We start from the raw sequence: 15,932 nt of genomic DNA, 5'->3' as shown, positions 1-15,932 counted from the left end.
TATTCCCTAAACTGTAAAACTCTCACCACACCCACAGCGAGCTGATTCATTTGGATTTGTATACTCTAGTTTATATAAACCAAAATCATGCTTAACATAGTCAATCTTTAGACCATTTAAAAAGTCCATAGACTTATTAGATACAAAAAATTTCAGACCATGTTGGTCAACTTCTGTTGTATTGTCAGGTTGCTTAGATACAAAATCAATATCATAAGCTAAACCTGAACAACCCATAATTTTTGTACCTACATATACCCCTATATTTGTAGAATCTTTAGCTAAATGCTTTTCAAAATGTTTAGCTGCTGCTTGAGTAACTTCTAAAATATTGTTATTAGGATCAAAAACTTCAACCATAAACTTAATCCTCTAAAATTAATTATTGTTTATTTTAATTGAGATATTACTTTTTTCAATGCTTTTATAAATAAGTCAATTTCTTCAAAAGTATTATACATCCCAAAAGACATACGTACTGTTGATGTTACCCCCATTCTATAAAGTAATGGATGAGCACAGTGTTTTCCAGTTCGCACACACATACCTTTAATTGCTAAAAGCTCACCAATATCGCCAGAGTTACATCCATCTACTACAAATGTAATGACACCAGCTTTATTTTGGGCTTCCCCAATTATTTTTAGACCATCGATTTTCTTTAATTGTTCAGTTGCATATTTTAAAAGATCTTGTTCATAACTAGCAATATTATCTATACCTACTGAATTCACATAATCTATAGCCTGACCGAAACCTATAGTTCCAACAATATCAGGAGTTCCTGCTTCAAATTTATATGGAGGTAAAGCAAAGGTTGTTTTATCAATCGTCACATCATCTACCATATCTCCACCATAATTATAAGGAGGAAGTTTTTTTAACAAATCATATTTACCATATAAAACTCCCACCCCAGTTGGTCCATATAGTTTATGGCTTGAAAATACAAAAAAATCACAATTTAGATCCTGAACATCGACCTTTGAATGTATTACTGCTTGAGCTCCATCAACAACAACTAATACATTAGGGTTTATATTTTTAACTTTTTCTATAATTTCTTTGATAGGGTTAATCGTCCCTAGCACATTTGAACACAAAGTTATCGCTAAAACTTTAGTCTTTTCAGTCACCAAAGATAGTAGATTTTTTACATCAAGTTCACCATTGTCATTAACTTTAGCTACTTTGAAATTTAGGCTCTTATCTTCACACAGCATTTGCCAAGGTACAAAATTAGCATGATGCTCCATTTCTGTAACTATAATTTCATCTCCTGGCGAAACTACAGATTTACTGATAGAACTAGCCAAAAGGTTAATAGCCTCAGTGGTACCTTTAGTTATCACGACTTCATCTGATGATTTAGCATTGATAAATTTCTGTACTTTCAAACGTACATTTTCATACTTATCACTAGCTTCTTGACTAAGTGAGTACACACCTCTGTGGACATTGGCATAATTAAACTTATAGGCTTCTGCAACAGCATCTATAACCACTTGTGGCTTTTGCGCTGATGCCCCAGTATCAAAAAAAACAATTGGCTTATCATTTATAGTTTGCTTTAGAAATGGAAAATCATTCCTAACTTTTTTTACATTATACATTCTTAAAATTGCCTATTTAATAATAAATCACCTAAATTATACTAAAATAGTATAATTTTGCCAGTGTTATAATATTTTGATTATTAAGAGATTGTTAAAATTAAAAATTACTAACTAACATACAGGAACATTTATAGCTAGTCCTCCTAGAGATGTTTCTTTATATTTACTACACATATCTAAGCCGGTCTCATACATTACCTTGATAACATAATCTAAGCCAACAAAACGCTTCTCACCACTATCTAAATGGGCAAGTTTAGCTGCATTTATAGCCTGAACAGCTCCCATAGCATTACGCTCAATACATGGAATCTGTACTAAACCGCCTATAGGATCACAAGTCAAGCCAAGATTATGCTCCATTCCTATCTCAGCTGCAGATTCTATAGAATCAATATCTCCACCAAGTAAAGCACAATACCCTGCTGCAGCCATAGAACAAGCAACACCAACCTCACCTTGGCAGCCAACCTCTGCAGCTGATATTGAAGCTCCCGATTTGTACAAAATACCAATTGCTGCACATACTAAAAGATACTTATTTACGACTTTCTCAAATTCACTTTGATTAATAATCTCGTGAGTTTGTAGATAATATTTAAGTACTGCTGGAATTACACCTGCAGCCCCATTTGTTGGCGCTGTAACAACCCTTTCACCACAAGCATTCTGCTCATTAACAGCTATTGCAAAAGCATTTAGATAATTAAAGTCCGTATTTACAGTATTATGCTCTTTTAATTTTTTGATCATACTAGGAGCTCTTTTTCTTACCTTAAGACCTCCTGGTAAAACAGCATCAGCGCTAGTTAAACCTTTTTCAATTGAAGTGTCCATTACACGCCAAATCTCTGCTAACTTTTCAAACGAGTCTTGTTCTCCATAAGCTGTTTTTTCATTTTCAAACATTATTTCATCAATGGTTTTATTATCTCTTTGACAAAGTTCTCTTAATTCAGCCATGCTTGCAAACTTGTATGGTTTATTACATGGGACTTCTGTAGGAATTTCATCTTTCTTAATTTGTTTTTTATCAACAATAAAACCTCCACCTATCGAAAAATACTCTTTCTCACAAAGTAACTCATCATTTTCAAATAAAGAAAAACGCATTCCATTAGCATGTTCTGGTAAAAACTCATCATAATGAAAAATTAAATCCTTATCATAATCAAAATCAACTTTGAACTCTTGATTAATCTGAAGTTGTTGGTGAGTTAAACAATTATTATATAGTTTTTTTGCTAACTCTATATCAACTGATTCAGGTAAAAAACCCATTACACCCAAAACAGCTGCATAATCAGTTTTATGACCCTTACCTGTCAAAGCTAATGAGCCAAACAAATCAATTTTTATGCGAGTTGTACTAGGTAATTTATCTTTATATAAATTAATAAAATCACATCCTGCACGCATTGGCCCAATTGTATGAGATGAAGACGGCCCAACCCCTATAGAAAAAAGTTCAAAAGTACTTTCCATAAAATCTCCTAAAAGATATAGCTTTTGAAAGCTGCAAAATAAGTTAATTATATCTCATTTTAATCTTTTTTCTCTGATTTTCCAATCAGGCATATAGCTTGCTATATAATTATAGAATTCTTTTGAATGATTAGGATGAGTCAAGTGAGCAATTTCATGAAGGACAACATACTCTATCGCTTCGATATCTCTTAAGATCAAGTTAAAATTCAGGTTAATAGTTTTTTTAATATAATTACAAGAACCCCAACGAGTTTTAGTTTTTTTTATAGTAACTCTTTGTATTTCTTGACCTGTTATTTTTAAAAATTTTGCCACAAGATTATTTAATATAATATCAGCCCTATCTTTATAAAACTCCTCTAATAGTTGTAACTTAAATTCTCTATTATCAATAACACTCGGATTTAATAAAAATTCGAAATAATCTTCATACTCACAAATCAAATTCTGCTTTGATGGTATTAGTTTTACAAGATATTCTCGACCTAAGAAATAAATATTAGAACCATCTTCTAATGGGTATTCAGTATAATCATACTTTCTATTAGCTGACAATCTTTTACTATGTTTTTCTATCCATGATTTTTTTGACTCAAGTAATGTAAAAATTTCTTTTTTAGCTACACCTTTAGGAGAGGTTACAGTAACCAAACCTTCTTTATTTAAAGAAATCTTTAGATTTTTGACATTTTTATAAACTATATCAACTTTGTAAGCCATTATTAGTCGAAATTATATGTTTGGTAAGAACCTAAAACCTTAAGAAAAGTACTCTTTTTAAGGACTTCTAATAAAGTTTTTTGAATATGTTCATCATCTTCAGAACCCTCAAAATCAACAAAAAACAAATAATCCCAAGCTCTGTCTCTAGATGGTCGTGACTCAATCTTTGTCAAATTAATATTATATTTACCAAAAATATTTAGAGTGTTAACTAAAGCATTTGGTTTCTCTTCAACAGAGAATATAAGTGTTGTTTTGTATTTATTACTATCTGAATTAACTGTAATTGGATCATAACCCATAAGAAAGAAACGCGTATAGTTAAAATGCTCATCTTCAAACTGATTTTGAAAAATTTTCAAGCCATAAGTTTCAGCAGCTAACTCACCTGCTATAGCAAGATGGTTTCTTTGCTTAGTTTCAAAAATATGCTTCGCTGCTCCTGCAGTATCAACGAAAGCTTCTGGAGTTAATTTCAATCGTTTCAAACTTTTGGTACATTGAGATAGAGCTTGAGGATGTGAAATCACACTCTTTATATCCGCGATCTGCGTATCTGGCAGTCCCATTAGACAGTGCTTAATCTTTAAGATCACTTCAGCCTTTACTTTTAGGCTACTTTTAATTAATTCATCATATGCTGGAACTACAGAGCCTCCTAAAGAATTTTCTATAGGGAGCATCACAAAATTTGATTTGCCTGCTATAGTATGTTCAATAGCATCTGAAAAAGAATGACAAGGTATAGTTTGAAAGTTTTTTATGCCCTGTTGATTTAGAAAACTAGTTATAGCCTGCTCAGAATATGCTCCATGCTCTCCTTGAAAAGAAACTTTAATCATAGAAATAGTTTAAGTAATTATTTAGTAGATAATAATACAGTTTTTTCAAAATTAATAAAATAGTAACATAAGCAACTGAATAGAGAAAAATATAGATTAATGAGCATTCTGTTGATGTAATGCTGAATCTATACCTTGTTGTATTTCATCTGCTGTCAAACAATAATGTTTAGCAATTATACAAGTGATAAAGCTAACAACTAATAAAACAGCTGCTGCTGAATAAAAGTCTAGAAGACCTATTCCACCAAAATCACTCAAATATGATACGATTGATACAGCGACAATATAGAACCAAAACCAAATAGATTGCTTAAAATGCCAAGAAATTTTTTCTGCTTTATCAGCGCCAAAGTTTCTATAAGCTCCAAGCATAAAAATAGCAATACAAATAGCTATACCTGACTTAGATACAATTCCCCAACCACTCCATAAAAAAACTAACGTTGATGAGAAAACTCCTAACAAAGATATTAAAAATACCGCTTTTAGTTTAAAAGGTCTCTCAATATCAGGTAGTCTATGCCTCATTGCTAGAGTTGAAGTTGCACCTGTCAAATACGTTAGAGATATCAAAGATGTTAAAAAGGTTGTCATTGTTTGCCAGCCAGGGAAAGGAGCAAACATTATCATAGCGATCAAGAAGTTAAGAATAATTGCATAAAGAGGCTTATTAGTAACCGGATTTAGCTTATTCAAAAGCTTAGGCATATAGCCATTTGACACCATTGCATTTAGAGAGTTTAAAGCTACACAGAAATATAACAGCCCTGCAACTAATGGAAAGAGTATAGCTCCAAAATATAAGAAGTACATAATCCATGTTTGACCTAAATTTTGGGCAATTAATGCAAATGCTCCAAAGCTAGAATTACCATTAGAGAATATATCCTGCATACCCCACTGATTATTATGCACATATTTAGATGCTATCATTACATAAGCAACTTGCAGGAATATAAAAATAAACAAACAAACAACTATTGTTCCTATAGTTGCAACTGGAATTGCTTTTGATGGATTTTTTGTATTACCAGCCATTTCAACGATAGTCTTAAAGCCTACGAAAGCATATCCAATACCACCTAAAGATATTGCTGAAAATACACCATTTATACCATAGGGCATAAATTCAAAATCCGGTTCAACTGCTTTTGAACTTAACTCAGGTAGAGAATAACATAATGCTAATAGAGCTCCTCCAATAATCATTGGAACAACAACTTTGAATAAGGTAATTATGTTATTAATCTTTACAAGCCATCTTAATGAGTAAAAATTAAAAGCACAGAATATCAATAACAAAACTACTGCTAAAGGCGTTCCATACCCTGATAATGCCCCTGTTTTAACATTTATTAGACTAGGATAAAAAACTGCTAAATATTGAATTACTGCTTGTACCTCGATAGGTGCTAAAACTAAATAAGAAATCCATGTAATCCAAGCAAAAATATAGCTTAATAAAGTACCATGAGTTATATGAGGGATTCTTGATGAAGAACCTTGAACTGGAACAATAGTACAGCTTTCTGCAAAAGTTAGTGCAATAAAAACCATCAAAACTGCGCCGATAATCCAAGATAATATTGAAGCAGGGCCAGCATACTCAGAAGTATATTGTGCTGAAAACATCCAGCCAGAACCCATAATAGTCCCTATACCTATTGCTATAAGGCTACCCACAGTTAGTTTATTCTTTGTCATAAAAGAGGATATTTTTTTATACTATAACTTTCAGTTTATGTCTGAGCAAATCAAAAGTAAAGACTTAATAATAAGTTGGCGCTAAGTTTCTTTTCTAATAATTCTTTGATTTAGCGTTGTTATAATATCATATTCTATTGTTTGTAATTTCTTAGCTACTGCTTTAGCGCTATTTTTTCTTTCAGGCTTATTTGATATTAACTCAACCTGATCTCCAACCTTTATATCTAAAGCATTATTCCCCAAAGATATTGCTAAAGCATCCATATTTATTCTACCTACTATCGGATAACTTTCACCTTGAGCATAAACAACACCTTTGTTTCCTAACTCTCGAGGGAAACCATCACCATAGCCAACTGGTAATATAGCTATATACTCACCTTTCCTGCCGCGATAGCTTATAGAATAACCGACCTCAAACATCTCATCTAACTTTATTAGTTTGACTATTTGAGTAACTAACTTAGCAACTGGCTGTATAGCTTTTAATTTTTCATCGACTCTAAATTCAGGCAAGAAACCATAGCTTAATATCCCTGGCCTTACCATATCAAAACCAATATCAGCCTGTCCTATACACCCATATGAATTAGCTAAATGACATATTATTTTGCTATTAACAGACTTTACAAACTCATGTATTTCTATAAATTTCTCTATTTGAATCTGATTATATGGGTTATCCTTTTCATCAGCGCATGCTAAATGGCTATACACTCCCTCAAGATCTATATATTTGGATGCTTGTACTCTTTCTACAATATCTGCAACATGTTCACAATTAATACCTAACATATTCATACCAGTATTAATAAAAATATGTACTTTCGCTTTTTTAGCGCTCTGTTTTGCATAATGCTCTATTTTATCAATATCTTTAAAGCGATGAACACTAATCCTGATTTCTCGATCTATTAACTCTTTAAGATAACAATCTTCAATAACTCCAAAAATTAATATAGGCTTATTTGCAGAAACCTCATAGACACCTAAAGCTTCACTAGCACATGCAGTGGCATAAAAATCAACAATATTTTGAGTATTTTTAACTACAAGTTGTAAATCATGACCGTAAGCATTAGCTTTGACAGGTAAACATAGTTTTGTTTGTGTATATGCTCTTATTATAGAAATATTATTTCTCAGTGTAGCTATATCTAACTCAAGAAAATTTACATCCATAAAAAATCACCTAAATATTAAATATCTGCTGCATATTATTTATAAAATTAGTTAACTCTAAACCTGCTAAAAAGTTTTGTAGGTGCTTTCCACAGCTCCCATCATATATCATAATGATAAAACTAAAAATAACCAGATCTAGCAAAGATATCTGATCATTTAAACAATACTTTTTAGAGCCTACAAAATCAGCTATTGCTTTTAAATTCTCTTCGGCTTTTGAATAAATTTCATCATTCGTCAGATTAACCACTCCTGCAGCCTTTAACTGGCGCAAAATATTTCTTTTTGCTACTGGATAAATTATGCTAGCCATAGCTTTAGGTAAATTTGTAGATTCTATAAAATCTTTTTTCCAGGTAGAATTATTTTTATCAGCCCAACGACTATATACGCCAACCCAATATAAACTATCTTCGCATAATCTAATAAAAGCTGTCGAAATAGCTTTTTGCTCTAAGTCCAAGTGACTATCTATATTAACTTGGCTTTGTTGTTCAAGCATTTTAATTATAAGATTACTATCAGCAAACTTCTTACCCATAGTTTCTATATAAGGCATTTTTCCTGTTGGAGATTTATTAAACTCCAAATTAAAGTGATTTTTATAGTTAATATCCATAGCTTTAAAATAAAGCTCTAATTTTAAACAGAAAGGACTACAACTGTAGCTTTTATCTTTTAAAGGAGGTAACTGGTGTAAATGAATCATATATGTTCCTAATTATCAAAATCTATAATATTATTTGCTGGCTTTTGTGGTGAATCATACTGTTCTGATATAATGTTTTCTTTAACAATATCTGCTTTTTCAAAATTTGATATAACAATTTCATCAAGTCTACCATTCTTAATAACTATATACCCTCTATATCTCTCATCAGAGGTTGCTGTATTGTAGTCAAACGAATACACTCTATAAAAAACCATCCTTTTACTTTCAAATCTCACAGTAATTTTACGTAAACATACTGTATCATCTAATAAATCTAGATTATGCTTTTGTGATGAACGCTCAGCCACACCTATAGCATATTCTTTGTTTTTCATAAAATTACGCCATGCAAAAAAACATATTGCTAAAAAAATTATTGTATATAAAGCTACCGACATACTATTTAAGTTAAAATATCAATTAATAGGTTATTATATGGTAAAATCTACCCGTTATAAAATATAAGAACTAAGATACTTTGAAAAATTTAAAATATTTTTACGGATCAATTATAGTAACTGCCATAGGCATAGTTCTTGGAGAAAGTCTATATCCATCGATACCACTAGTAACAACATATACTATACTAGTTTTAGCAGCACTAGAAATATCTCTAAGTTTTGACAATGCTATTATAAATGCTAAAGTCCTTGGCCAAATGCCTAAAAAATGGCAAAAAATATTTATTTTTATAGGATTACCTATAGCTGTATTTGGTATGCGCTTAGTATTTCCAATTTTATTAGTGAAATTAACTAGCGGCATTAACTTTATAGATGTTATACACCTTGCTTTAAATGATCCTGCAAAATATCAAAAAATACTAGAACACTCGATGTCATATATATGTAGTTTTGGTGGTAGTTTTTTACTTATGGTATTTTTAAATTTTTTCCTTAGTGAAAATGAGGGACATCACTGGATTCCTCTAATTGAGAATAATAAGTTAATTAGAAAAATTCGTGAATACAATGGTGGTTACATTTTCTTTGCTATAGTAATTGGCCTTATTGTTATTTATAGTACGGGCCCTGCTCACCAAGGTGATTTAGCTATAGCATATCTTTTAGGAATAATTATCCACGAAAGTTTAGGCTTACTTAACTCGTTCTTTGATTCAGCTAAAATAGATACCTTAAATGTAGCTCGTAATGGTTTAATGGGCTTTATTTATTTAGAAATAATAGATGCTTCTTTCAGCTTTGATGGTGTTGTTGGAGCATTTGCAATTACTACAAATATTATAATAATAATGATAGGACTAGGTATTGGTGCTATGTTTGTTAGATCTTTGACTATACTTTTTGTTGAGAAGAAAACACTAGCTAAATATATATATCTTGAACATGGTGCTCATTATGCAATTGGTTTTTTAGCAGCAATACTATTATTAAAAATATTTATTCATATTCCAGAGTGGTTTAGTGGTTCTGTAGGTATTTTAATATTAGCAGTATCATTCATACACTCAACTATCACTAATAAAAACTTAAAAGATTAAATCTTTTAATTGTCCGATATCTTTAGCTATACTATTAGCAACCTCAATAACTTTTTGTCTAGTTACATGCTCTGTATATGCTATAAACTTATTAGCAAAATCAGCCTCATATAATTGATAATCAGTATAACCATCTCCTACTGCAATAACTTCACCTTTAATTAAGCTTTTAGCATTCTCAAACGCGTTTAATTTAGAATCACAAGCACCATTAGAGTTATCAAGAGATACAAAGCTACCGTTGTCATCCCAGTTAATCTCAACCGCAAAGATATTTTGCCTAGCAATTCCTAGATAGTCAGCAAAAGGCTCTATACTCTCTGTTAGCCCTCCGCTAAATATCCAAATCTGATAACCTTTATGTTTCAATGTATCAACTAGCTCTGACATTCCCTGAGTTAGTAGATTTGGACAATATTTATCTGCAAAATCTCTTATACTCTGTTTAGTTGGGCTTGCTATAGCTAACCTTCTTTCTAGAGATTCTCTAAAATCAAGATCTCCTTGCATACCTAAATTTGTGATATTTTCAATTTCTAGTAGTTTCTCTGGAGAGTCTTTTAATAGAGGTTCTAAAATTAGCTCTAGTGATTCTTTTTTTATTAAAGTCGAGTCAAAATCAAATATTATATTTTTCATAAAATTTCTACTTTAGATAAATTCCATGTAGTGCTGGAGGAATTTGGATTGGTAAATATGCTTTATATATTAGACTTAAATCAGTTGCATTTAAATAGGCAATATAACTTAGCTTTTTACTACTATCGATTATATTTACAAAAATTAAACCATCATCTTCGCTCTTTGCCCCAGGATTGGCAATAAAAACAGGTTCTGAAACATAATCATCACCAAAATCATACTCAGAAATACTATTATTATGTAAGTCTATTTTTATTATACTATTAAAGAACTCGGCTTGATCTTTACGGTTTGCCAAATACATAAACTGATAATTTTTAGTCAGAAATTTTTCATTAATTCTCGCAAATTCAGCGTTTCTATCTGCAATTTTTACTTTTTCAGCTAAATTATTTTCAAGGTCTATAATCACCCTACTAATCTGCATTTCAAGCTTACAATCATCGTTATTTATATTTTCAAAATAAAACTTTTTGTAAGGCTCTAAGTTATCTGTATACTCTATAAAATCTAGATGAATCTTTTGATCTTTCTCAAAAGCATTTGCACTATGCAACATAACAAAACTAGGAGCATCAATAAGTTTTGTTTCATGTGTATTTCTATTTACTATTAGCAACTGACACTTTGCATTGTTATCATGAGATATAACTTCTGAAATTGGTTTAGATAGAAAGTCTATTGGATTAGCTCTTAAAGGACCTAAATATAGCACAACGTAATTTTTTGTTAAAAACAAAGTATGATTATAAATAAACTGTTGATTAGAAAACTGGTGTAATATCTCTCTTTCACAACTATCTTTTGAGACTTTATAAAGGCTATATTTACAATCTTTAGAAATATCAACGACGAAATTAAACTGCTCTTTTGTAACTGGATCAACCTGAGGATGTGCGCAACTAAACTGTCCTTTAAGTCCATCAGTAAATTTAAACTCTTCTAATGTCTGAAGATTTTCTCTATCAAACTCAAGCATTGTAGTAACTTCACTAGTAGCTAGTAATTTATTTTTTAAATTAAGAATATTTACATTAAAACTTGGTTTTTCAATTTGTAAACCAAAAATTGTCTTTATTATTGCAGCTATTTTACTAAACTTTGATGGAACCATTGTACCAAACTCATCATATTTCATTCTGCCTTTTTTTGCAGCAAAATATTGCTCTGATTCTAAGTACTTATTTGAAAAGCAAATATCTTTTCCATTACTATCAAATCTATATAACATCGCTAAACCATCAAACCAGTGATTTAACTTCATCTTCCCATATTCAAACTTAGCAGGTCCAATCCGTAACACTTGTCCACTAAACCAACTTGGCAAATTTGATATTTCAGGCTTTAATACATGGTTTAAGAATTCTTGATTGACACTAGTAAAAGCTGAGGATAATTTACTCATTGTTACTCACAAACAAAACATTATATATATTTATTATACCTTTAGTTATTAATTAAGTAAGGTTTATATGATCAAGAGAGCTAAATATCAAAGGAGATTTTTTAACAGGTTAAAAACTATTAAGTTTGTTATTTTTCCAAGAGAGAACCTTATTCATACCAAATGCTTTGTTTAATTTTGGTATAGCATCTTTTAAATACTCCAAAGCTTTCTCTTTATCTTGTTTACTTGATTTCGGATTTTCTAATATCTGAGCATTTTTAATAGCTGCAGCTATAGTACCTTTACGAATAAATACTCCATTAAAAGTATCCCCATCAATTCCGTCTTTTAACATCTTTTCAGGTGTTGCATAATTACTTTCTTTCATTATAACTCCTTACATATTTATAAGCGTGTGATATTTTTTAGCTCACTTAATAGATCAAATACAATAAAATAATCTTACTAAAATTAAGTTTTGCAATTCTTATATATTTAATTTCAATCATATAATTTATTAATTTATTTTTAAACTACTTACTCTAGCAACACTTTGAATTAAAATTTACTTTTTTTCTATACAAAAATTGCTTATTATTAAGCATTCTTATTAAATCTATAGAATCCTAAAGATGCAAAGATCTTCCAAAAAACCCCTGGTTTCTATAAAAAACCTATCTAAACAATTTGATGATGGGCATCTAGCAGTTGACTCTGTCAACCTGGAGGTTTATCCAAAGGAGTTTTTTTCGCTACTTGGAGGTTCAGGTAGCGGGAAAAGTACCCTTCTAAGAATGTTAGCAGGTTTTGAAAAACCAACTGATGGTAAAATTATTATCGATGGTGTAGATATGTCAAATACACCTCCATACAAAAGACCTGTAAACATGATGTTTCAGTCATATGCATTATTTCCTCATATGAATATAAAGCAAAATATCATGTTTGGACTGAAACAGGAAAAATCTCTAAGTAAAGAAGATATCGAGAAAGCTACTGATAGAGCTCTTAAAATTATCAAAATGGATCATCTATCCAAAAGAAAGCCTCATCAATTATCTGGTGGCCAACGCCAACGTGTTGCTTTAGCTAGATGTTTAGCAAAAAGACCTAAGCTAATATTACTTGATGAACCACTATCAGCCCTAGATAAGAATCTACGTGATCAAATGCAATTTGAACTTGTTGATATTCAAGAACAAACAGGAAGTACCTTTATAATGGTAACTCATGATCAAGAAGAAGCTATGACAATGTCTACTCGAATAGGAATTATGTCTGAAGGATGGCTAGAGCAAGTTAGTACTCCTTCTGAAATATATGAATTCCCTAAAAGTAAATTTGTTGCTAACTTTATTGGTAAAAGTACTATATTTGAAGGTCGTGTCGAAGAAGTAGGTAGGACTCGCAGTGTTATAACCTCAGAACAAGCTGGGACATCTTTTGTATTAAATAGGAATATAGAAGCTATTGAAGATCAAGAAATCTGGGTTGGTTTAAGACCAGAGAAAATAGTTATAAGTAAAGAAAGACCAAGTGACTATGACCCTCAAAATCCTGTAAACTGTATTAAAGGTGTAGTTGAGGATATCGCTTATATGGGTGGACTATCAACTTACCATGTAAGAACTACAAATGGTTATATAGTAAAATCTACGGATTTTAATATAGAGAGAAATGCTGATCACCCTTCTTGGGATGATGAAGTATATCTTACTTGGGAATCCGAAAACATAATGGTGCTGTACTCATAATGCAAAACTTAGAAAAAAGCTTTAGACATACAATAGTCTATCTAATACCCTTTGTATGGTTTGTAGTCTTTTTGCTTGTGCCATTTTTATTTGTAATTGGTATGAGCTTTACTTTACCTTCAGATGGGACTCCTCCAGTAACATCTTTATTAGAGTATAAGCAAACGACCCTACATTTCACACTATATCTAAGTAATTATATTGAACTAGCCCATTACAATTTAGTATTTATATCTTTACTTAAATCTTTTAAAGTTGCGTTTATAACAACAGCTTTATGTATTTTAATTGGCTACCCTATGGCATTAGCCCTATCAAGAGCTAAAAAAAATACACAACTTTTTTTCCTAGTATTGATAGTTATACCGTATTGGACTTCTTTCTTACTTAGAACTTATGCATGGGTAACTCTACTTGGTAACCATACTTTTAATAAATTTTTAATGAGCTTGGGTCTTCCTAGTATGGCATTACTTTATAATGACTTTTCAATGTATCTTGGTATGGTATATTGCTACTTACCATTCTTAGTATTGCCTCTATATAGCACTTTAATAAAGATTGACCCAAGCTTGTATGATGCAGCTGAAGATTTAGGTTCTAAACCTATTAACTCATTCTTTAAAATCACATTACCTCTATCTATGCCTGGACTAATTGCTGGAAGCTTACTAATATTTATCCCTGCAATTGGTGAAGTTGTTGTACCTCAGATTATGGGCGGCATGGGCTCTCTAATGATTGGTAATGTTATTTGGGAAGAGTTCTTTACATCTAACAATTGGGGAATGGCTGCAGCAATATCTGTAGTGTTAATAGTTGTTTTAGTATTACCTATTTTATGGATGCAACGTATCCAAACAAAAAGAACTTTTGTATAGAGGAGAATAAACAATGAAAAAATTTACATTTAGTAATATCATGCTTATTGTAGGTTTAATATTTTTATATATCCCTCTTGTAATATTAATTATCTTCTCATTTAGTAACTCACAAATAATCAATCTATGGGGTGGTTTTACTTTTAACTGGTATCATGAAGTAATACATGATGAAGATATTATTAATGCAACATTTACCAGTTTAAAAATAGCAATTATTACTTCTATTGTTTCAACATTACTTGGAACAATAGTTGCATACGCTATGACTAGATTTAGATTTTTCAGATCTAGAACTTTCTTATATGGCCTTGTTGCAACTCCTTTAGTACTTCCTGATATTATTTTAGGTGTTGCTTTATTATTGATGTTTTCAACATTACAACACCTAATTGGTTGGCCTCATGAACGTGGAACAATGACTGTTGTAATAGCTCATGTAACTATGTGTACAGCATATGTAACAATAGTTATGCAATCAAGAATAGCCAGTGTAGATATTTCCTTAGAAGAAGCTGCTTTAGATTTAGGTGCTGGACCTATTAAGACTTTTTTCTCAATTACCCTACCTCAGCTACTTCCAGCTCTTATCACATCAATGCTATTGACATTTACTTTGTCTATTGATGATCTTGTTGTTACAGAGTTTGTTGCAGGAAGCGATAATCCTACTCTACCTATGTATATTTATTCTACTGTTAAAAATGGTCCTACACCTGAAATAAATGCCCTAGCAACGATCATGATTAGTATAATCGTAATAGGTGTTCTAGCAGGTATGTTTATATCAATGAGGTTTCAAAAGAAGAAAAACTAAAGTATAAGATTACTCAAAAATCATTATCACAATAGATAATATAAGCAATAAACCTAGGACTAAATTAAATACTTTCAGATGCTTTTCATCACTCAAAATTCTTTTTACAAGATTTCCTCCAAACAACCAGAAACCTGTACAAAAAAATGAAACAATCATATAAATAATTGATATAACAACTACTTGAAAAAATAAACTTATATTATTGCTAATAACTGTATAAGTAGATATAACTCCAATAGCCATAACCCAGGCTTTTGGATTTACCCATTGAAATAATGCAGCCTGTTTAAAGTTTAGTGGTTTACTATTTTTTTCATCACTATAACTTGATGATGAAATTATCTTCAAAGCTAACCAAATCATATATACTGCGCCTATAACTTTTATGACTAAATGCAATTTTGGATAGCTTGCGAAGATAGATTCTAAACCAAGTCCTATAACAAATACCATAAAAGGAAATCCTAAACATATCCCTAAATAATGAAAAAACGTCCTTCTTATACCAAATTTTATTGATGATATTAATAACATCAAATTGTTTGGTCCAGGTGTAACTGTTGAAGAAACACAAAATAGAACTAAAGGTAAATAAAAACTCATGAAAAATACTTTTAATTAAAGATACTATTATATCTAAAAGATATAAAATAATAGCTATTTTTTATAGT

At 30.9% G+C, this 15,932-nt stretch carries 17 protein-coding genes; 4 read left to right on the top strand and 13 right to left on the bottom strand.

The genetic code is table 11. The features are described from left to right. Positions 1–6 precede the first annotated feature (6 nt). From F7310_RS03845 to F7310_RS03805, 9 genes are all read right to left on the bottom strand, one after another. A complete protein-coding gene (locus F7310_RS03845) occupies positions 7–360 on the bottom strand; it encodes a HesB/IscA family protein (protein ID WP_072711905.1) in 354 nt (117 codons plus the stop codon). Positions 361–389: 29 nt separating this feature from the next. Further along, positions 390–1,613, bottom strand: coding sequence for an aminotransferase class V-fold PLP-dependent enzyme (locus tag F7310_RS03840; protein WP_072711904.1), 1,224 nt, complete (start codon positions 1,611–1,613; stop codon positions 390–392). A gap of 114 nt (positions 1,614–1,727) precedes the next feature. Beyond that, on the bottom strand, positions 1,728–3,101 hold the full coding sequence (locus F7310_RS03835; RefSeq protein ID WP_072711902.1) for an L-serine ammonia-lyase: 1,374 nt from the start codon (positions 3,099–3,101) through the stop codon (positions 1,728–1,730). Between the two features lie 54 nt (positions 3,102–3,155). After that, on the bottom strand, positions 3,156–3,824 hold the full coding sequence (locus F7310_RS03830) for a M48 family metallopeptidase (protein ID WP_072711901.1): 669 nt from the start codon (positions 3,822–3,824) through the stop codon (positions 3,156–3,158). 2 nt (positions 3,825–3,826) lie between these two features. Beyond that, positions 3,827–4,669, bottom strand: coding sequence for a prephenate dehydratase (gene pheA / locus F7310_RS03825; RefSeq protein WP_072711900.1), 843 nt, complete (start codon positions 4,667–4,669; stop codon positions 3,827–3,829). A gap of 96 nt (positions 4,670–4,765) precedes the next feature. Then, a complete protein-coding gene (locus F7310_RS03820) occupies positions 4,766–6,376 on the bottom strand; it encodes an APC family permease (RefSeq protein ID WP_072711899.1) in 1,611 nt (536 codons plus the stop codon). Positions 6,377–6,457: 81 nt separating this feature from the next. Beyond that, a complete protein-coding gene (gene alr, locus F7310_RS03815) occupies positions 6,458–7,561 on the bottom strand; it encodes an alanine racemase (protein ID WP_072711897.1) in 1,104 nt (367 codons plus the stop codon). A gap of 10 nt (positions 7,562–7,571) precedes the next feature. After that, positions 7,572–8,273, bottom strand: a complete 702-nt coding sequence (locus F7310_RS03810; RefSeq protein ID WP_072711896.1) for a glutathione S-transferase family protein — start codon at positions 8,271–8,273, stop codon at positions 7,572–7,574. Positions 8,274–8,281: 8 nt separating this feature from the next. Then, on the bottom strand, positions 8,282–8,674 hold the full coding sequence (locus tag F7310_RS03805) for a DUF3301 domain-containing protein (RefSeq protein ID WP_072711894.1): 393 nt from the start codon (positions 8,672–8,674) through the stop codon (positions 8,282–8,284). An 80-nt stretch (positions 8,675–8,754) separates the two neighbouring features. Between F7310_RS03805 and F7310_RS03800 the strand changes: the two genes are divergently transcribed. Further along, positions 8,755–9,777 carry a DUF475 domain-containing protein gene (locus F7310_RS03800; protein ID WP_072711893.1) on the top strand — a complete coding sequence of 341 codons (1,023 nt, stop codon included), beginning with the start codon at positions 8,755–8,757 and terminating at the stop codon, positions 9,775–9,777. Here the strand turns inward: F7310_RS03800 and F7310_RS03795 are convergent. The 3 genes from F7310_RS03795 to F7310_RS03785 form a co-directional block, all read right to left on the bottom strand. Next, positions 9,766–10,416, bottom strand: coding sequence for an HAD-IB family phosphatase (locus F7310_RS03795; RefSeq protein WP_072711891.1), 651 nt, complete (start codon positions 10,414–10,416; stop codon positions 9,766–9,768). The genes F7310_RS03800 and F7310_RS03795 overlap by 12 nt on opposite strands. A 7-nt stretch (positions 10,417–10,423) precedes the next feature. Next, a complete protein-coding gene (locus F7310_RS03790) occupies positions 10,424–11,824 on the bottom strand; it encodes a carotenoid oxygenase family protein (protein WP_072711889.1) in 1,401 nt (466 codons plus the stop codon). A gap of 109 nt (positions 11,825–11,933) precedes the next feature. Continuing rightward, positions 11,934–12,194 (bottom strand): hypothetical protein, encoded by a 261-nt coding sequence (locus F7310_RS03785; protein WP_072711888.1) that lies wholly within the window; start codon positions 12,192–12,194, stop codon positions 11,934–11,936. A gap of 244 nt (positions 12,195–12,438) precedes the next feature. Here F7310_RS03785 and F7310_RS03780 point away from each other — a divergent pair, with 244 nt between their 5' ends. The 3 genes from F7310_RS03780 to F7310_RS03770 are packed head-to-tail and all read left to right on the top strand — an operon-like array spanning position 12,439 to position 15,258. After that, positions 12,439–13,560, top strand: a complete 1,122-nt coding sequence (locus F7310_RS03780) for an ABC transporter ATP-binding protein (RefSeq protein ID WP_072711886.1) — start codon at positions 12,439–12,441, stop codon at positions 13,558–13,560. Beyond that, the gene (locus tag F7310_RS03775; protein WP_072711885.1) at positions 13,560–14,441 is read left to right on the top strand and encodes an ABC transporter permease; all 882 of its coding nucleotides are present in this window, start codon (positions 13,560–13,562) and stop codon (positions 14,439–14,441) included. Before F7310_RS03780 ends, F7310_RS03775 begins: the two co-directional genes overlap by 1 nt. Before the next feature lie 13 nt (positions 14,442–14,454). After that, positions 14,455–15,258 carry an ABC transporter permease gene (locus tag F7310_RS03770; protein ID WP_072711884.1) on the top strand — a complete coding sequence of 268 codons (804 nt, stop codon included), beginning with the start codon at positions 14,455–14,457 and terminating at the stop codon, positions 15,256–15,258. Between the two features lie 9 nt (positions 15,259–15,267). Here F7310_RS03770 and F7310_RS03765 read toward each other — a convergent pair whose 3' ends face one another. After that, positions 15,268–15,864 carry a LysE family translocator gene (locus F7310_RS03765; protein WP_072711882.1) on the bottom strand — a complete coding sequence of 199 codons (597 nt, stop codon included), beginning with the start codon at positions 15,862–15,864 and terminating at the stop codon, positions 15,268–15,270. Positions 15,865–15,932 lie beyond the last annotated feature (68 nt).

Origin of the sequence: Francisella uliginis, assembly GCF_001895265.1 — a bacterium.
Classification (GTDB): domain Bacteria; phylum Pseudomonadota; class Gammaproteobacteria; order Francisellales; family Francisellaceae; genus Francisella; species Francisella uliginis.
This window is presented reverse-complemented; position numbering and strand designations above follow the sequence as displayed.

Excerpts from the sequence above, each read along its gene's own strand:
- F7310_RS03845 (WP_072711905.1), bottom strand. The coding sequence starts at position 360 with ATGGTTGAAGTTTTTGATCCTAATAACAATATTTTAGAAGTTACTCAA.
- F7310_RS03840 (WP_072711904.1), bottom strand. The coding sequence starts at position 1,613 with ATGTATAATGTAAAAAAAGTTAGGAATGATTTTCCATTTCTAAAGCAA.
- F7310_RS03835 (WP_072711902.1), bottom strand. The coding sequence starts at position 3,101 with ATGGAAAGTACTTTTGAACTTTTTTCTATAGGGGTTGGGCCGTCTTCA.
- F7310_RS03830 (WP_072711901.1), bottom strand. The coding sequence starts at position 3,824 with ATGGCTTACAAAGTTGATATAGTTTATAAAAATGTCAAAAATCTAAAG.
- pheA (WP_072711900.1), bottom strand. The coding sequence starts at position 4,669 with ATGATTAAAGTTTCTTTTCAAGGAGAGCATGGAGCATATTCTGAGCAG.
- F7310_RS03820 (WP_072711899.1), bottom strand. The coding sequence starts at position 6,376 with ATGACAAAGAATAAACTAACTGTGGGTAGCCTTATAGCAATAGGTATA.
- alr (WP_072711897.1), bottom strand. The coding sequence starts at position 7,561 with ATGGATGTAAATTTTCTTGAGTTAGATATAGCTACACTGAGAAATAAT.
- F7310_RS03810 (WP_072711896.1), bottom strand. The coding sequence starts at position 8,273 with ATGATTCATTTACACCAGTTACCTCCTTTAAAAGATAAAAGCTACAGT.
- F7310_RS03805 (WP_072711894.1), bottom strand. The coding sequence starts at position 8,674 with ATGTCGGTAGCTTTATATACAATAATTTTTTTAGCAATATGTTTTTTT.
- F7310_RS03795 (WP_072711891.1), bottom strand. The coding sequence starts at position 10,416 with ATGAAAAATATAATATTTGATTTTGACTCGACTTTAATAAAAAAAGAA.
- F7310_RS03790 (WP_072711889.1), bottom strand. The coding sequence starts at position 11,824 with ATGAGTAAATTATCCTCAGCTTTTACTAGTGTCAATCAAGAATTCTTA.
- F7310_RS03785 (WP_072711888.1), bottom strand. The coding sequence starts at position 12,194 with ATGAAAGAAAGTAATTATGCAACACCTGAAAAGATGTTAAAAGACGGA.
- F7310_RS03780 (WP_072711886.1), top strand. The coding sequence starts at position 12,439 with ATGCAAAGATCTTCCAAAAAACCCCTGGTTTCTATAAAAAACCTATCT.
- F7310_RS03775 (WP_072711885.1), top strand. The coding sequence starts at position 13,560 with ATGCAAAACTTAGAAAAAAGCTTTAGACATACAATAGTCTATCTAATA.
- F7310_RS03770 (WP_072711884.1), top strand. The coding sequence starts at position 14,455 with ATGAAAAAATTTACATTTAGTAATATCATGCTTATTGTAGGTTTAATA.
- F7310_RS03765 (WP_072711882.1), bottom strand. The coding sequence starts at position 15,864 with ATGAGTTTTTATTTACCTTTAGTTCTATTTTGTGTTTCTTCAACAGTT.